This is a genomic window from Bradyrhizobium sp. USDA 4452 (assembly GCF_054063575.1).
Genome location: NZ_JBSSGK010000001.1, coordinates 2,633,514 through 2,648,286, shown reverse-complemented (window position 1 = coordinate 2,648,286; position 14,773 = coordinate 2,633,514). Strand labels below are relative to the sequence as shown.

18 protein-coding genes are annotated in these 14,773 nt (G+C 66.2%); 6 read left to right on the top strand and 12 right to left on the bottom strand.

The window, feature by feature from the left end; genetic code table 11:
* Nucleotides 1–21: 21 nt before the first annotated feature.
* Nucleotides 22–1,242, bottom strand: coding sequence for an NAD(P)-binding domain-containing protein (locus ACVISU_RS12655; RefSeq protein ID WP_456707157.1), 1,221 nt, complete (start codon nt 1,240–1,242; stop codon nt 22–24).
* Nucleotides 1,235–2,137 carry a LysR substrate-binding domain-containing protein gene (locus ACVISU_RS12650; protein WP_050404382.1) on the bottom strand — a complete coding sequence of 301 codons (903 nt, stop codon included), beginning with the start codon at nt 2,135–2,137 and terminating at the stop codon, nt 1,235–1,237. Before ACVISU_RS12650 ends, ACVISU_RS12655 begins: the two co-directional genes overlap by 8 nt.
* Nucleotides 2,138–2,248: 111 nt before the next feature.
* On the opposite strand from ACVISU_RS12650, the gene ACVISU_RS12645 reads away from it, so the two are divergent.
* Nucleotides 2,249–2,482, top strand: a complete 234-nt coding sequence (locus tag ACVISU_RS12645) for a hypothetical protein (RefSeq protein ID WP_456707156.1) — start codon at nt 2,249–2,251, stop codon at nt 2,480–2,482.
* Nucleotides 2,483–2,509: 27 nt separating this feature from the next.
* On the opposite strand, the gene ACVISU_RS12640 is transcribed toward ACVISU_RS12645, so the two are convergent.
* Together ACVISU_RS12640 and ACVISU_RS12635 are read right to left on the bottom strand one after the other, a co-directional pair.
* Nucleotides 2,510–3,145: an SCO family protein gene (locus ACVISU_RS12640; RefSeq protein ID WP_456707155.1), complete on the bottom strand. Its 636-nt coding sequence runs from the start codon at nt 3,143–3,145 to the stop codon at nt 2,510–2,512.
* Complete coding sequence (locus ACVISU_RS12635; protein ID WP_456707154.1) at nt 3,142–4,257, bottom strand: MBL fold metallo-hydrolase; 1,116 nt, start codon at nt 4,255–4,257, stop codon at nt 3,142–3,144. The genes ACVISU_RS12640 and ACVISU_RS12635 overlap by 4 nt, the downstream gene beginning before the upstream one ends.
* A gap of 206 nt (nt 4,258–4,463) precedes the next feature.
* Here ACVISU_RS12635 and ACVISU_RS12630 point away from each other — a divergent pair, with 206 nt between their 5' ends.
* Nucleotides 4,464–5,171 (top strand): glutathione binding-like protein, encoded by a 708-nt coding sequence (locus ACVISU_RS12630; protein WP_456707153.1) that lies wholly within the window; start codon nt 4,464–4,466, stop codon nt 5,169–5,171.
* Between the two features lie 120 nt (nt 5,172–5,291).
* On the opposite strand, the gene ACVISU_RS12625 is transcribed toward ACVISU_RS12630, so the two are convergent.
* Entirely contained in the window at nt 5,292–6,083 is a 792-nt protein-coding gene (locus tag ACVISU_RS12625; RefSeq protein ID WP_456707152.1) for a crotonase/enoyl-CoA hydratase family protein, read from the bottom strand.
* 88 nt (nt 6,084–6,171) lie between these two features.
* On the opposite strand from ACVISU_RS12625, the gene ACVISU_RS12620 reads away from it, so the two are divergent.
* Nucleotides 6,172–6,768, top strand: coding sequence for a TetR/AcrR family transcriptional regulator (locus tag ACVISU_RS12620; protein ID WP_456707151.1), 597 nt, complete (start codon nt 6,172–6,174; stop codon nt 6,766–6,768).
* 114 nt (nt 6,769–6,882) lie between these two features.
* Here the strand turns inward: ACVISU_RS12620 and ACVISU_RS12615 are convergent, their stop codons facing one another.
* Nucleotides 6,883–7,236, bottom strand: coding sequence for a hypothetical protein (locus tag ACVISU_RS12615; protein WP_456707150.1), 354 nt, complete (start codon nt 7,234–7,236; stop codon nt 6,883–6,885).
* Between the two features lie 41 nt (nt 7,237–7,277).
* A complete protein-coding gene (locus tag ACVISU_RS12610; protein WP_456707149.1) occupies nt 7,278–7,952 on the bottom strand; it encodes an HAD family hydrolase in 675 nt (224 codons plus the stop codon).
* A 328-nt stretch (nt 7,953–8,280) separates the two neighbouring features.
* On the opposite strand from ACVISU_RS12610, the gene ACVISU_RS12605 reads away from it, so the two are divergent.
* On the top strand, nt 8,281–9,849 hold the full coding sequence (locus ACVISU_RS12605; RefSeq protein ID WP_456707148.1) for a DUF1800 domain-containing protein: 1,569 nt from the start codon (nt 8,281–8,283) through the stop codon (nt 9,847–9,849).
* Entirely contained in the window at nt 9,846–11,075 is a 1,230-nt protein-coding gene (locus ACVISU_RS12600) for a DUF1501 domain-containing protein (protein ID WP_050404391.1), read from the top strand. Before ACVISU_RS12605 ends, ACVISU_RS12600 begins: the two co-directional genes overlap by 4 nt.
* A 399-nt stretch (nt 11,076–11,474) precedes the next feature.
* On the opposite strand, the gene ACVISU_RS12595 is transcribed toward ACVISU_RS12600, so the two are convergent.
* On the bottom strand, nt 11,475–11,936 hold the full coding sequence (locus ACVISU_RS12595) for a GNAT family N-acetyltransferase (protein WP_050404392.1): 462 nt from the start codon (nt 11,934–11,936) through the stop codon (nt 11,475–11,477).
* A 114-nt stretch (nt 11,937–12,050) separates the two neighbouring features.
* The gene (locus ACVISU_RS12590; protein ID WP_456707147.1) at nt 12,051–12,866 is read right to left on the bottom strand and encodes a PAS-domain containing protein; all 816 of its coding nucleotides are present in this window, start codon (nt 12,864–12,866) and stop codon (nt 12,051–12,053) included.
* Between the two features lie 211 nt (nt 12,867–13,077).
* On the opposite strand from ACVISU_RS12590, the gene ACVISU_RS12585 reads away from it, so the two are divergent.
* Nucleotides 13,078–13,431, top strand: coding sequence for a DMT family protein (locus ACVISU_RS12585; RefSeq protein ID WP_097673131.1), 354 nt, complete (start codon nt 13,078–13,080; stop codon nt 13,429–13,431).
* Between the two features lie 20 nt (nt 13,432–13,451).
* Here ACVISU_RS12585 and ACVISU_RS12580 read toward each other — a convergent pair whose 3' ends face one another.
* The 3 genes from ACVISU_RS12580 to ACVISU_RS12570 all read right to left on the bottom strand — a co-directional run bounded on the left by ACVISU_RS12580 (nt 13,452) and on the right by ACVISU_RS12570 (nt 14,678).
* The gene (locus ACVISU_RS12580; protein WP_172803619.1) at nt 13,452–13,607 is read right to left on the bottom strand and encodes a hypothetical protein; all 156 of its coding nucleotides are present in this window, start codon (nt 13,605–13,607) and stop codon (nt 13,452–13,454) included.
* A gap of 60 nt (nt 13,608–13,667) precedes the next feature.
* Nucleotides 13,668–13,844 (bottom strand): hypothetical protein, encoded by a 177-nt coding sequence (locus tag ACVISU_RS12575; protein WP_456707146.1) that lies wholly within the window; start codon nt 13,842–13,844, stop codon nt 13,668–13,670.
* Nucleotides 13,845–14,024: 180 nt separating this feature from the next.
* Complete coding sequence (locus ACVISU_RS12570; protein WP_050404396.1) at nt 14,025–14,678, bottom strand: glutathione S-transferase family protein; 654 nt, start codon at nt 14,676–14,678, stop codon at nt 14,025–14,027.
* Nucleotides 14,679–14,773 lie beyond the last annotated feature (95 nt).

Below are 14,773 nucleotides of genomic sequence, written 5' to 3'. Positions count from 1 at the left end.
CAAACCGCACCAACGCGCCAATCAGGCGCGGGCCGCGATGTGATCGGCGAGCACGGCCGCGTCGTCGCCAACGCCCGACAGGAACGAGGATTTCATCTTCGACAGCCATTGCAGGCCGAGAAAATACAGGCCCGGCTCCTCCGAGACGCCGTGGCGGTGTCGTGGTGCTCCATTGCCGTCCAGCACCGGTATGTCGATCCAGTTGAGATCGAGGCCGTAGCCGGTGGCCCAGATCACGCTGCTGATCTGCTCAGTGCCGAGGTCGATGGTGCGCAGCGGCGCAGTGAGGCACGGCGGATCGGGCAGGCGGACGCGCGCCAAGGGATCGTCGGGATAATCCAGGCCGCGAGCTGCGATGAAGTCGTCGACGATCCCGAGGAAGGTCGCGTAGTAGGCATCGCCATTGGCGATGTTGGTGGCGAGATCGGGCGCGATGGCGAGCACGCCGTCGCGCGCCGCCGTGACGCGGCCGAGCAGCGTCACGCCGTCGGCGGCAAAGCGGCGGAAATCGATGGTGTGGCCGCCATGGGCGCCCGTAATCACCGGCAGCAGGCGTGATGGGCCGCGCTGCTCGACCGGCGTCTCGTCGATGCCCATCTCGGCCAGCCACCACAACAGGTCGCGGCCGCGATAGCGGCGCGGCAGGCGGTTGTGACGTCCGACCGAGAGGAAGACATGGCGTCCGGCGCGCACCAGTTCATCGGTGATCTGCGCGCCCGAGGCGCCGGCGCCGATCACCAGCACCGCGCCGTCAGGCAATTGCGCGGGATTCTTGTAGCCGCTGGCACGGACCTGAAACAGGCCGGGCTGCTCGCGCAGCACGTCGGGCCGCAGCGGCCGCTGATACGGGCCGGTGGCGATGACGACGTTGCGGGCGGCGATGTTGCCGCTGGCGGTCTCGGCAAGGAAGCCGCCGGCGTCGCGGCGCAGCTTCGTCACCTCGACACCGCAGCGGATCGGCGGCGCGACGAAGGCGGCGTAATCCTCGATGAAGGCGATGATGGACGCGGTGTCCGAGAAGCCGTCGGGATCGCTGTGCGGATACGCAAACTCCGGCAGCCGCACCGACCAGTTCGGAAACTGGAACATCAGGCCGTCCCAGCGTTCGCTGCGCCAGCGCTCGGCGATCCGCCGCCGCTCCAGCACCAGATGGGCGATGCCGCGCTGCTTCAGCCGATGGCTCATGGTAAGCCCGGCCTGGCCGCCGCCGATCACCAGCGTGTCGATGGTCTCCTCACGCATTGCGCGCTTCCTTGCGGCGCGCGGCCGGCTCCGCGGCGGCGCGGATGATCCAGCGCCGGAACGCGGCGAAATCGCGCTGCTCGGCGTGGAAGCCGCGATAGACCAGATACCAGCGCATCCCCTTCGGCACGCTGAGCGCGAACGGCGCCACCAGCCGGCCGGCGGCGAGATCGTCGTCGATATAGGGCCGGATGCCCATCGCGATCCCGAGCCCGTCGCTGGCTGCCTGCAGCGCCTGGCCGTAGAACTGGAATTCCGGCCCGCGCGCCGTCAGGCGCGGCACGCCCGCAGCCTTCAGCCAGGACGGCCAATCGTCGGGCGAATGCGCGACGCGGATCAGGCTCGGCCCCTTCAGGTCGGCCGGGCGCTTCAAGGCGTTGGCGAGCCGCGCGGTGCACACCGGCATCAGGTCGGCGGCGAACAGCGGCTCGGCGACCAGGCCCGGCCACTGGCCGTCGCCGAGCTGGATGCCGCAGCTCCAGTCGTCGGCGAACGGCACCGCCATGCCGCCGGTCGTGATCCGCACCTCGATGTCCGGCTCCGCCTTGCGGAACTCGGCGAGGTGCGGGATCATCCATTTCAGCGCAAACGTCGGTCCGACGCCGACGGTCAGCACGCGTGCGCTCGCGGACGCCGTCACCTGTGCGGTGAGACTCGCCAGCGCGTCGAAGATCGGCGTCAGCCCGCCCTGATAGGCGCGGCCGGCCGGCGTGGTGACGAGGCGGTTTGCCTTGCGCTCGAACAGCGCGACGCCGAGCCGCTCTTCCAGCAGATGCACCATCCGGCTGATCGCGGCGGCCGAGACGTTGAGCTCGCTGCCCGCGGCCGCGAAGCTGCCGGTCCGCGCCGCGGCCTCGAATGCCTTGATGCCGTTGAGAAAGAGCAGCCGCCGCATGAACCCTCAGGAAAACTGATGCAAGGGCAAGATAACTCAGTTTGCCGGCAGGGGCCAAGCGGCGCAGAAATACCGCAGACGATGAATCCCTGCTGACCCGGCGAGGACCAAATGACTGAGACCACGGACGCGCTGGTGCTCGATCTCGTGGAATGGGTTGCGCGCGAGCCGCGGCCCTATGCCGAGGTGCTCGAGGTCTGGCGCACCTCATGCCCGCGGCTGACGATCTGGGAGGACGCGGTCGACCGCGGCTATGTCGCGCGCCGTCCCTCGGTCGAGGGCATGCGGGTGATGGTGACGGAGCGCGGCGAGACATTCTTGCGCGCGCATGGGCGGATGCATTAAGGCGGCGAGCCCATCATCACCGCCGGTTCAATGCGCGGGCGCGGCGAGCCGCGGCCGGATGATCTCCACCATGCGGTCGGCCGACGTGCCCGGCGGAAAGAAGCCGAGATAATTGCCGTCGCGGTCCATCAGGTAGATGTAGGCGGTGTGGTCGACGGTGTAATCGCCGGCATCCTTCAGCGGCACCCGGGCATAGTAGACCCTGTAGGCATCGGCGACATTGCGGATCGCATCATCGCTGCCGGTCAGCCCGATCAGCCGCGGGTGAAACAGCGGCACGTACTCCGCAAGATGCGCCGCCGTGTCGCGCGCGGGATCGACCGTGATGAAGATCGGCTGCACCTGATCGCCGTCGGGGCCGAGCTTGTCGAGCGCAAGGCCGATCGCCTGCAGATCGGTCGGGCAGACGTCGGGGCAATAGGTGAAGCCGAAATAGACCAGCACCAGCCGGCCGTGGAACTCGCTGTCGGTGCGTTCATGACCGGCCTGATCGGTCAGTGCGAACGGGCCGCCGACCGGCTCCCTGTTCCACATCAGGATGTCCATGATCTCGGCGGCCGAACGCGTCGATTGCCGTGGCGCATCGCCGGCCAGCGCGGACGCCAGCGCCAGCCACAGGCCGGCGCCGGCGTACACGATGCCGCGCAGGATCGGCGGGATCATATGCCGAGGGAGAGGCGGCTGCCGGTTGTCGTGACCAGCACCTTGTCGCCCATCTGCGCGGTCGCCTCCTGCACGAAGTTGAGCCCGGAGCAATGCATCGGGACCACCACGTCAGGCTCGAGCTTCTTGATCTCGGCGACCACCTCGGTGAGGTAGTCCCTTGGGGCCGGCCCGAGGTGGAAGCCGCCGACGATCGCGTGCACTTTCTGGATGCCGGAGACCTCCTGCGCCTGCTTCACCGAATTGACGATGCCGACATGGCCGCAGGACGAGATCACGACGAGGCCGAAGTCGCGCACGTTGAAGCAGGTCGCGTGTTCGTGGATGTGCTCGTCGGGCACGATCTTGCCTTCCATCTCGGCCGGCAGATAGTGGCCGGCGTTGCAGCCGAGCCCGTCCTTCATGCTGAACTCGACCCAGGTATTGGGCAACACGCGCTCGATGCTGCGGCGGGTGATCTTGCCGGTCGTGAAGGCGTGGCCGGCGATCACGGTCGGGGTCTCGCACAGCACGGTGGTGATGCGTTGCGACGCGAGCTGGCGCCGGTCCAGCGTGCCGAAATCGGTGAACTGGCCCTTGGTCGGCGTCGCGCTGACGCGGTGGCAGAAGTTGTCTTCGCCGCCGGCATAGAGCTTGACGTCGGCCGGCAGCTTGTCGCGGAATTTGTCGAGGAAGCCGTTGAGGCCGCCGAAATGGTCGTAATGCCCGTGGCTCACGATCAGCGCGTCGATCTTCGCCGGATCGACGCCGACCAGCGCCATGTTGTTGAGCAGCACGTCCGGCGTGTAGCCGTAGTCGAGCATCAGCGTGCGCTGGCTGCCCTTGGCCTCCGACTCCAGCCACAGCGACAGGCCCCATTCGTTATGCAGCGACTTCTGGTAGTCGGCGGCACGCGGCGGCGGCGCGATCGTGACGCCGCCGGACTGCTTCGGCTTGAAGAACAGGTCGTAGCTGGAATCGACCAGCACGCGGATCGAGAGCTTATCGACGGTCGGCACCTGGATCGGCGCCGCACTCGCGATCTCGACACAGGAGAATGCGCCCGCAGCCGCGGCGCCGGCGAGTGCCGCGGAGCCCTTCAGAAAGTCGCGCCGTGCCAGATCCTTGAGCATCGCAATTCCTCCCTCTGCAAAACATCGACATGAAAACAAATTCAAACTGTTCGGACAGCTTAGGCCCGATCGCACGCCCGCTCAATTGGTTGATCACAATTGCGCGCGGATGGCAGCCTGCACCATTGACTTGGCATCCGGATTATTCAAATTCATGCAAACGCATCTTTCACTGCGCGACATCTCGCGACAACAGGATCACGCCCATGATCGACCTCCACTACTGGTCCACGCCGAACGGCCACAAGATCACGATGTTCCTCGAAGAGACCGGATTGGAGTACAGGATTTTCCCGGTGAACATCGGCAAGGGCGATCAGTTCAAGCCGGACTTTCTGCAGGTCGCGCCGAACAACCGCATCCCGGCGATCGTCGATCACGCGCCGAAGGGCGGCGGCAAGCCGATCTCCCTGTTCGAGTCCGGCGCGATCCTGCTCTATCTCGCCGAAAAGACCGGAAAATTCCTGCCCGCCGATCTCTACGGCCGCTATGACGCAATCCAGTGGACGTTCTGGCAGATGGGCGGGCTCGGGCCGATGGCCGGGCAGAACCATCATTTCCGCAACTACGCGGTCGAGAAGCTGCCTTACGCGATCGACCGCTATGTCAACGAGACCAACCGCCTCTACGGCGTGCTCAACAAGCGGCTCGCCGACCGCGAATTCGTCGCCGGCGATTATTCGATCGCCGACATGGCGAGCTATCCCTGGGTGGTGCCCTACAAGAACCAGGGCCAGGAGATCGACGACTTCCCGCATCTGAAGCGCTGGCTGGAGACGATCGGCAAGCGCCCGGCGACCGAGCGCGCCTATGCCAAGGCGAAGGAGGTCAACCCGAATTTCGGCCAGCCCGCGATCCGCACCGAGGAAGAGCGCAAGCTGCTGTTCGGGCAGACCGCAGCCGTGGTGCGGTAGGGCGAGGCTCTCTCCCCGTCATTGCGAGCGAAGCGAAGCAATCCATCTCTCCGGCTTAACGGATGGATGGATTGCTTCGTCGCTTCGCTCCTCGCAATGACGGACGTGGGAGCAGCGCAGTCACGCCCCGACATACTTCGCCGGCCGCCGCTCCTTCCACGCCGCGAGCCCTTCAGCCAGATCGCGGCTCGGCACGAGCGCGGCGAACTGCTCGCTCTCGACCAAGAGGCCTTCGGCGATCGGCATATTGAGGCCGCGGGTCGCCGCGGTGATGGTGCCGGCAACGGAGCCGGGCGAATGCCTGGTGATGCGGGCGGCGAGTTCGCGCGCGACGCTCAGCAATTGATCGTGCGGCACGATCCGGTTGATCAGCCCGATCTCGCGCGCGTGCTCGGGCGAAAACGGATCGCCAGCGAGCAGCAGCTCCAGGGCGCGCTTGCGTCCGGCCAGCCGGGGCAGCCGCTGCGTGCCGCCGAAGGTCGGGGGCATACCGAGCTTGATCTCGGGCTTTGCAAACAGCGCGCGGTCGCTGGCGATGGCGAGATGCACCGCCTCGGTGATTTCGCAGCCGCCGCCGAAGGCAAGCCCGTTGACCGCGGCGATGACTGGCTTCTTGAAGGCTTCGAGCCGCGCGGTCATGGCCTGGCCGCGGCGGACGAAGTCGCGCACCGCGATCGCCGCGCCCTGTCTGACGCTTTCCGAAAATTCCTTGATGTCGGCGCCCGCCGAGAACGCACGCTCGCCGGCACCGGTCAGGATCACGGCGCGCACGCTGGCGTCGCCCTCGATGCGGTCGAGTGCCGCCATCAGCTGGTCGATCAGCTGGTAATTGAGCGCGTTGAGCTGCGCGGGGCGGTTCAGGGTGATCAGGGCGATCCCGTCGTCGATCGCGAGCAGGATGGGGTCGGGCATGGCGCAGTCTCCGGCATGGGTGTTCGTGGCCCGAACCTAGTGGCTGGCCGAATTTGTGTATATTCACTGGTGAGTATACATACGTGGGATGCCCAGACCCTCCGAGCCGACCCGCGAGCGCATCATCCAGGCGGCGAATGCGCTGTTCTACAGCGAAGGGATCCGCCGCGTCAGCGTCGACGAGGTCGCCGCCAAGGCCGGCCTCACCAAGCGCACGCTGTATTATCACTTCAAGAGCAAGGACGATCTGGTCGCCGCCTACCTTGCCGCGCGCGATCAGCCCAATCTCGCGCTGTTCCGCAAATGGTTTTCGGAAACCGAGGGCGGCGTGCCGGGGAAGGTCGAGGCGATCTTCAAGAATCTCGCGCGCTCGGCGCGGCATCCGAAATGGAAGGGCTGCGGCTTCCTGCGCACCTCGGCCGAGCTTGCCAATATGCCCGGCCATCCCGCGATCCGGATCGGCGCCGCGCACAAGAAGAAGTTCGAGGATTGGCTGCGCGCGACCTTCGCGGAGCAGGGGGTCAAGGATCCGCTGAAACTGGCGCGGCAGATCCTGCTGCTGCTGGACGGCTCGTTCGCCGTGGTGCTGCTGCATCGCGACGCCAGCTACATGGAAACGGCGGGTGAGGCTGCGCGCACGCTGATCGAGACGGTGCTGGGGAGGCCCGGGCGCAAGCGGGGCTAGGATATGCACCGCATAATGGCCGCCCGTTGCGGTCGCAAGGAGACGACAAGGAATCCGATCCGAAATGTGCTGTCGTCTTTGGACCAGCAACAGTCTTCCGTTTTCGTGAGTATGTCATCCTCCGCGCCGAAGGGTCTTCCATGCCAGAAGAACAGCGGCAAGAATGGAGATGGCACAAAAGACGCTGGTCCCCAACATGCGGACCCCTGGACGCGGTTCGTTGATCCACACGAGGGCGGCCAGACACAGAAACGCCGGGACTGCACAAGCTTGTGTAGCGATGTATTGCTTCCGCAATGCCGCCGGCGCACGGGAACTCCAGATGAATTCCTCGACCTCAAATCTGCGAGAAAAGGTGTCTATCGGCTCCTGTGGATACGACTTTGCGAGCTCCGCCATCACGGACATGAATCCCCATCCGGCAATGCCGATGAGCGTGATGGCAAGCAAGCACAACAGGAACGACATCTCTCATCCATACCACCTGCGATATGAGCCTGAATAGTCGGCTACAGCGCGCCGCGCGCCTGCAGCAGCGCCAGCACCGCGTTGAGGTCCGGCAGCACGGCCGCGCATTTCGCGCGTGTCGCATCGGTCGGCGGCGCCATGTCCGGCACCATCAGCGTGATGGCGCCGGCGGCGTGGGCGGCGGCGACGCCGTGGTTGGAATCCTCCACCGCGATGCAGGCCGCAGGCCTCACGTCGAGCCGCGCGGCCGCCTTCAAATAGAGCTCCGGATCCGGCTTGCCGTGGGTCACGTCATCGAGCGTCAGCAGCGTCTCGAAGCGGTCGCGGATTCCGGCGAGCGCGAGATGGCGCTCGGCGGTGCGGCGGGATGACGAGGTCACGATCGCGGTCCGGCAGTCGGCGGCGGCGAGGCCGTCGAGCAGCGCGATCGTGCCTGATTTGAGCGGCAGGCCGGCATCAAACATGCGGTCGCGGGTCATGATGAAGGCGCGATTGACCTCGGCGAGCGGAAACCCCACGCCGTAGCGGTCGCGCAGCATCGCCTCGCAGACCGGGCCGGGAAGCCCGACCATCGAATGGCACAGCGCAACGACGCCATCCGTGTAGCCGCACGCATTCAGCGCCGCGACCAGGCTGTCGAAATAGACCTTCTCGGTGTCGAGCAGCGTGCCGTCCATGTCGAGCAGGACGGCGTCGACGGTCCAGGGTGCGTTCACGAGGCGCTCACCGCTGCTTGCTGTTCCGCCAGTTTCCGCAAGCATGCGGGGCACAGGCAGTCGCCGCTATCGGTCGGCATCGGCAGGCGGAAGCTCTCGTCGGAACACCAGCACGATCCCGTGAGCGAGCAGGAAAATTCACTGCCGCATGCCGTGCACGCAAGCCGGCGCGGTGATGTCTGTTCGGAACGATGGTGTGACGAGAGGTCCATTCTAACCGCGATTTAATGCGCGAATTAATCTCGGGTTCATCCCGGACCGCGCTATGATGCCGAGCAACAGATATAGCCGGGATGGACGGCCAAGGGAATCGTTTAAGGGAATTCTGATGGCCCGTGATTCGCAAGCCGCGCTGATTGCTCTCAACCGGTTTGGATTTGGCGCCCGCGGCGGGGCGTCCGGTGATCTCATCAACGCGGCCTCCGATCCGCGCGGTTTCGTGCTGGCGGAGCTGGCGCGTCCGAACGGCGCGCTGCTCGAAGTGCCGGGCCTGCTTTCGACGCCGGAGCTCGGCAAGCAGGTGTTCGACTATCAGTTCGAGATCCAGCAGGCGCGCAATGCCGCGAAGACCGCGCAGCAAGGCGCGAGCGAGACGCCGCCGCAGGCGCCGGACGCGACGCCGCTGCAGCGGCGCAATCTGTTGCTCTCGACTGCCGCCAAGGAGATCGCCGGCAAGGATCCGGCGATGCAACCGCAGCCGGCGGATGGCGCCAATGCGGCAATGATGCCGTCCGCGACGATGCAGCCACAAGCTGCTCCGCCCAAGCCGCCGGCGCAGCCGCTCAACATCATCCAGAAAACGTTTCGTGCCGAGGCGCTGGCGCGGCTGCAGCGCGGCGTGGTCGCCGATTGCGGCTTCGTCGAGCGGCTGGTGGTGTTCTGGTCCAACCACTTCTGCATCTCGGCCAACAAGGGCGCGCTGGCGCGGATGTGGGCCGGCTCGTTCGAGCGCGAGGCGATCCGCCCGCACGTGCTCGGCCGTTTCTCGGACATGCTGAAGGCCGTCGAGCAGCATCCGGCGATGCTGTTCTTCCTCGACAATCAGCAATCGCTCGGTCCGGAGTCGCGCGCCGGCATCAACCGCAACCGCGGCCTCAATGAAAACCTCGCGCGCGAGATCATGGAGCTGCATACGCTCGGCGTCGGCGGCGGCTACACCCAGGACGACGTCACGGCGCTGGCGCGGGTCATCACCGGCTGGACCTTTGCCGGCCGCAAGGGCCAGTTAGGCGCGCCCGGCAGCTTCGTGTTCAATGCCAATGCGCATCAGCCCGGGTCGCAGCAGGTGCTGGGCAAGACCTATGCGCAGGCCGGCCTCGCCCAGGGCGAGGCGGTGCTATCAGATATCGCGCGACATCCCTCGACCGCAAAGTTCATCGCGACCAAGTTCGCCCGTCATTTCGTCGCCGACGATCCGCCGCCGGCGCTGGTGGCGAAGCTGCAAGACACCTTCATCAAGACCGACGGCGATCTCAGGGCACTGGCCACCGCACTCGTTCAGTCCACCGAGGCCTGGCAGGCGCCGCTGACGAAGATGCGCTCGCCTTACGAATTCCTGCTCGCCTCCGGCCGTTTGCTGGCCCGCAATCCGGAGGATCCGGGTCGCTATCTCAACGGTCTCAATGTGCTCGGTCAGCCGCTGTGGTCGCCGGCCGGGCCAAACGGTTTCCCGGACACCGCTGCGGCCTGGGCCGCGCCTGAAGGCATCAAGCTCAGGCTCGACATCTCGGCGCAGCTCGGCTCCCAGCTCGCCGACCGGTTCGACCCGCGCGACCTGCTCGAATTGATCGCGGCGGATGCCGCTTCTGCAGAGACGCGGCGCACCATCGAGCGCGCGGAATCGCGGCAGCAGGCGCTGGCGCTGCTGTTGATGTCGCCGGAATTCCAGAGGAGATGATCATGGATTGCTCCGAGAGCCTGATGCTGCAGGCGACGTCGCGGCGCGCGCTGCTGCTCGGCGGTGCCTCGTTCGCGGCCTGGGCTTATTTGCCGAAATTTGCGCGCGCCGCCGATGGCCGCGATCCGCGCTTCGTCACCATCATCCTGCGCGGCGCGCTCGATGGCCTTGCTACCGTGGCACCGGTCGGCGACCCCGACTATGCCGGCCTGCACGGCGCGATCGCGCTGAAGGCCGACGGGCCGAACGCGGCCGTGATGCTCGATTCCTTCTTCGGCCTGCATCCGGCGATGCCGGAATTTTCGCGGATGTACCGCGCCAAGCAGGCGGCGGTGGTTCATGCGGTTGCGACCTCCTATCGCGACCGCTCGCATTTCGATGGCCAGGACGTGCTGGAGAGCGGCTTCCCCGGTCCCGGCCGGGTGCAATCGGGCTGGCTCAACCGCGCGCTCGAAGCATTGCCAAAGGGCGAGCGGGTGACGAGTGCGCTTGCCGTCGGCCCGACCACGCCGCTGGTTCTGCGCGGCGCCGCGCCGACCGTCGGCTGGGCGCCGACCGCGCTGCCGCAAGCCGCTGACGACACCGCGATGCGGCTGCTCGATCTCTACCAGCATCGCGATCCGGCGCTGGCGAGCGCACTGACGCAAGGCTTGCAGCTCGAGAAGCAGGCGCAGGGCAACGAGATGAAGCCGCAGCCCGGCGGTGGCGCCGTGGCGGCGATGCGCCTCGTGGCGCGCGGCGCCGCCAAGCTGATGGCGGCGGATGACGGCCCACGGATCGGCGCGCTGGCCTTCGACGGCTGGGATACCCACGCCAACGAAGGCGGATCGGTCGGCCGGCTCGCGCAGCTGCTCGGCGGGCTCGACGGTGCGCTGGCGGAATTTCAGAGCGGTCTCGGCGCGCGCTGGCGCGACACCGTGATCGTGGTCGCCACCGAGTTCGGCCGCACCGCGCGCATCAACGGCACCGAGGGCACCGACCACGGCACCGGCACCATCGCGCTGCTCGCCGGCGGCGCGGTCAACGGCGGCCGCATGATCACCGACTGGCCGGGCCTCAAGCCCGCCAATCTCTATCAGGCCCGCGACCTCGCCCCGACCACCGACCTGCGCGCCGTGATCAAGGGCGTGCTGCACGACCAGTTCGGCCTCGGCGAGCGCGTGCTGGCCGACGCGGTGTTTCCGGACAGCGCGCCGGTGAAGCCGATGAAGGGGCTGGTGGTTTAGGACTCGCTCTACCGTCATTCCAGGGCGCGATCTAGTCGCGCGCCCGGAATCCATCGGGCCACAGCGTAGGCGGTGAAATGGATTCCGGGCCTGCGCCTTCGGCGCATCCCGGAATGACGAGATATGTGATCTCGGCAAGGATGCTGCGCATTGTCACACAACCAAGCGCCAGCAAGGGTGCTGCCCTACCGGCGACCGCGCAGGGCAGTGTCACAAACGCAATGTCATGAAAGCAGTGCCGCAAAAAAAGCGGTCCCGGTCAGACGCGGCGACGGACGGGGACCGCTCGGGGCGCGAGATCTGAGACGGGGGGCCTGATCTTACGCAAGCGGAAGCCTAGCCGGGCTTTGTAACGCGCCGGTGACATCTTTATTCGATCCACACGCTGCGCAGGCGCGCTCAGAGAATCTTGCGATAGATGACGAAGCCGGGTCTGTCCGCGACCTTGTCATAAAGCTGCATCGCGGTGTGGTTGGTCTCATGCGTCTGCCAGTAGACGCGCGGCGATCCCGCGAGCTTGGCCTGCGCGTAGACGCCGTTGATCAGGGCGCGGCCGACGCCCTTGCCGCGTGCGGCCTCGCTGGTGAACAGATCTTGCAGATAGCAGGTCGGCGCAATCGCCGTGGTTGAGCGATGAAACAGGTAATGCGTCAACCCGAGCAGCGTGCCGCCGGCGTCGGCGACCAGCGCATGCATCGGCTCGTAGGCATCGAAGAAGCGCTGCCACGTCATCGCGGTGATCTCGGGCGCGAGCGCAGTCGGTCCGGATCGTTCATAGAAGGCATTGTAGCCGTCCCACAGCGGAAGCCATTGGGCGTAATCGTCGCACGTGACGAAGCGGATGGTGACGTCGTCGGACATGAACGAACCTTGGATGATCCCGCGTTGCGCGATGCGTGCGCATCGATCGCGACGGTTCTACCGCCGCTATCGCGTGGGATCAATTGCCGACGCGGTCGCGGCTCACCCGGTGCGTCACTCGGCGGCGCGCATCAGCCGCGCCAGATGGCGCTCGCGCCCGGCGCGCTGTGCGCGATATTCGTCGGCTCTCGCAGGATCGTCGGTGTGCCGCACGAGGTCGGTCACCGGCGTGTAGCTCAGCATGCGGCCACCGTCCGGCAGCGCCGTGCAGCTGAAGCGCAGCACCTGGCCGTCGGCGAGATTGAGATTGATCGGCGTGGAATCGCCGGATCGCATCATCGCGATGCGCTCGGCGATGAACGCGCTCAACTCGTCCTCCGGCAATTCGTAGGCGCCGGTGTCGCGGCCATGATACATCAGCGCGACGAACGGCGGCTTGCTGTCGGCTTGCGCGTCGGACAGCGCGAAATAGTCGCGGAAGGCGCGGTTGATGAATTCGGCGCGGGTGTCGGCGTCGAGCAGCACGATGCCGATGTCGACCTGGTCGAGTGCGGCGGCGAGCCGCGCCGAGCTTGCGTGATGCTGCTGGTCCGCGGCAAAGGCGTCGATCCATTTCTGCCGCAGCATTCCGGTGATCAGGGCGGTGCCGGCCGCGGTCGCGGCCAGCATCAGCATCCGCGCGACGTCGGCGGTGTCGTAGCCGGGCAGCGCACGGTGGTCGAGGAAGAACAGCGCCGAGGCAGCCACCGCGATTGTGGCGGAGATCAGCCCTGAGGTGATGCCGCTGACCGAGCTGGCGAGCGCCACGATGCAGACGAACAGCGGCGCAGGGTTGGGGACGGGGACAAGGAGACGATCGATCAGGAAGGCGGCGAGCGCCGTGATCGCCGTGAGGGCCGGACCTGAAATTGCACGCCAATCAAACCGCACGCGCGTTCTCGCTATCTGTCAAACGAACGATAAAGCGGTAGTTTGACGACAGCTCCGCAACGGCGCCGGGATTTCCGCCCCGACCGTTAAGCCGGCCTTGCGCGGGCCGAACCAGCTTTCGCTGCTTTCAAATCAAATGATATGCAGATCGGCACGGAACCCGGTTCCGGGCCTTCGGGTTACCGCGTGCCGTGCTTGCAAGAGGACATCGATGCCCGCCATTTCGCCTTCGCTGCTGCCGATCCTGATGCTGTTCGCCTCGAACGTCTTCATGACCTTCGCCTGGTACGGCCATCTCAAGTTCAAGGATCATTCGCTCCCCATCGTCATCATGGTGAGCTGGGGCATAGCCTTCTTCGAATACTGGCTGGCGGTGCCGGCCAATCGCTGGGGCAGCGAAGTCTACAGCGCGGCGCAACTCAAGACCATGCAGGAGGTGATCACGCTGGTCGTGTTCGCCGGCTTCTCGGTGCTGTATCTGAAGGAGCCGCTGGGCTGGAATCACGCGCTCGGATTCGCCTTCATCGCCGCCGGCGCGTTCTTCATCTTCCACAAATGGAGCTAGCGCTCGCGCTCAAAAGTGCTTTAGCGGTGCGGGGCCGGTCTGGCGGCAGGCGTCGTGACATGCGCGGGGTGCGCGCGGTCTTCGCCCTGCGTGCCGGTCACGATCAGGAGCGAGGCCGCAAGCAGGATCGCCACCGACAGCGTCACGGTCACAAGTCCGACGGGGGTCTTCATCATGTCGCGCCGCTGTCTCTCCCACGCCTTGCCGCGGATCAGGTGCCAAAGAAATTTGCTGGATTACGCCGGGATCGATGTCGCCATGCTGATGTTGCTCGACAAGACCGTCACGGCGACCACTAGGCACAGCGTCAGTGCGCCAAGCGCGAGCGACGCCGCGATGGCGCTGGTCAGGCGGGATGATGCCACTGGGGCAGGGCGGCCATGGAAGCCTGCCGTGCCGGACCACCGTGTCATGGTGTAAATCCCTCAGGCCGCGAGCGAATCACTCGCGACATCCGCGCGAATCTGCCCAGCGTCACCGGCAACATTGCGGCGGCGAAGCCCCCCGAAAACGGCGAAAATGCGGCGCTGGCGAGGGTTTTGCCCGTTGTTTGGGCAGTTTTCCCGCTATCCCCGGAATTCAGACCGAGTTGTTCAAACGCCTGCCACAAGGCGGGCCTGAGGCTCGGCCCCGGCACTAGGCTGCCAATCCATCGAGACAAATCCGGGCGTCTGCTCGACCCGTTTCAGCCAGGCGCGGATCGACGGGAAGGTCGCCAGGTCGAAGTCGCAGCGGTCGGCGACGTGGGTGTAGCCGTAGAGGGCGATGTCGGCGACCGTAAATTGTTCGGCGGCGAAATAGGCGTGCCCCTTGAGGTGATTTTCCATCACCTGCAGCGCCGCATAGCCGCGCTCCATCCAGTCCTCCAGTGCGTGGGTCTGCAGGTCGCGCCCGCCCTTGACCAGCGACAGCCAGAAGTAGGCGGCGCCGATATTCGGCTCCAGCGCGTGCTGCTCGAAGAACATCCATTGGAGCGCCTCGGCGCGCTCGATCCGCGACTCCGGCGCCAGCGGCGTGCCGATCGCGACGTACCAGAGGATGGCGTTGGACTCGGCGAGATAGCGGCCGTCGGCAACCTCGAGCAACGGCACCTGGCCGCTCGGATTCTTGGCCAGGAAGTCCGGGGTGCGGCTCTCGCCGTGCAGGATGTCGATCTCGATCGCCTGGTACGGCGTGTTCAGCACCGCAAGCGCCAGCCGGACCTTGTAGCTGTTGCCAGAGCGCTGCATCGAATAGAGCTTGTACATTGCGTCGGGATTCACTCGGGTCAGGAGACGGTACGCTTCAAAGTTGCGCGGCCTGTCACACCGCAACGCCGCTAAACAATGATGCCGACGGGGGT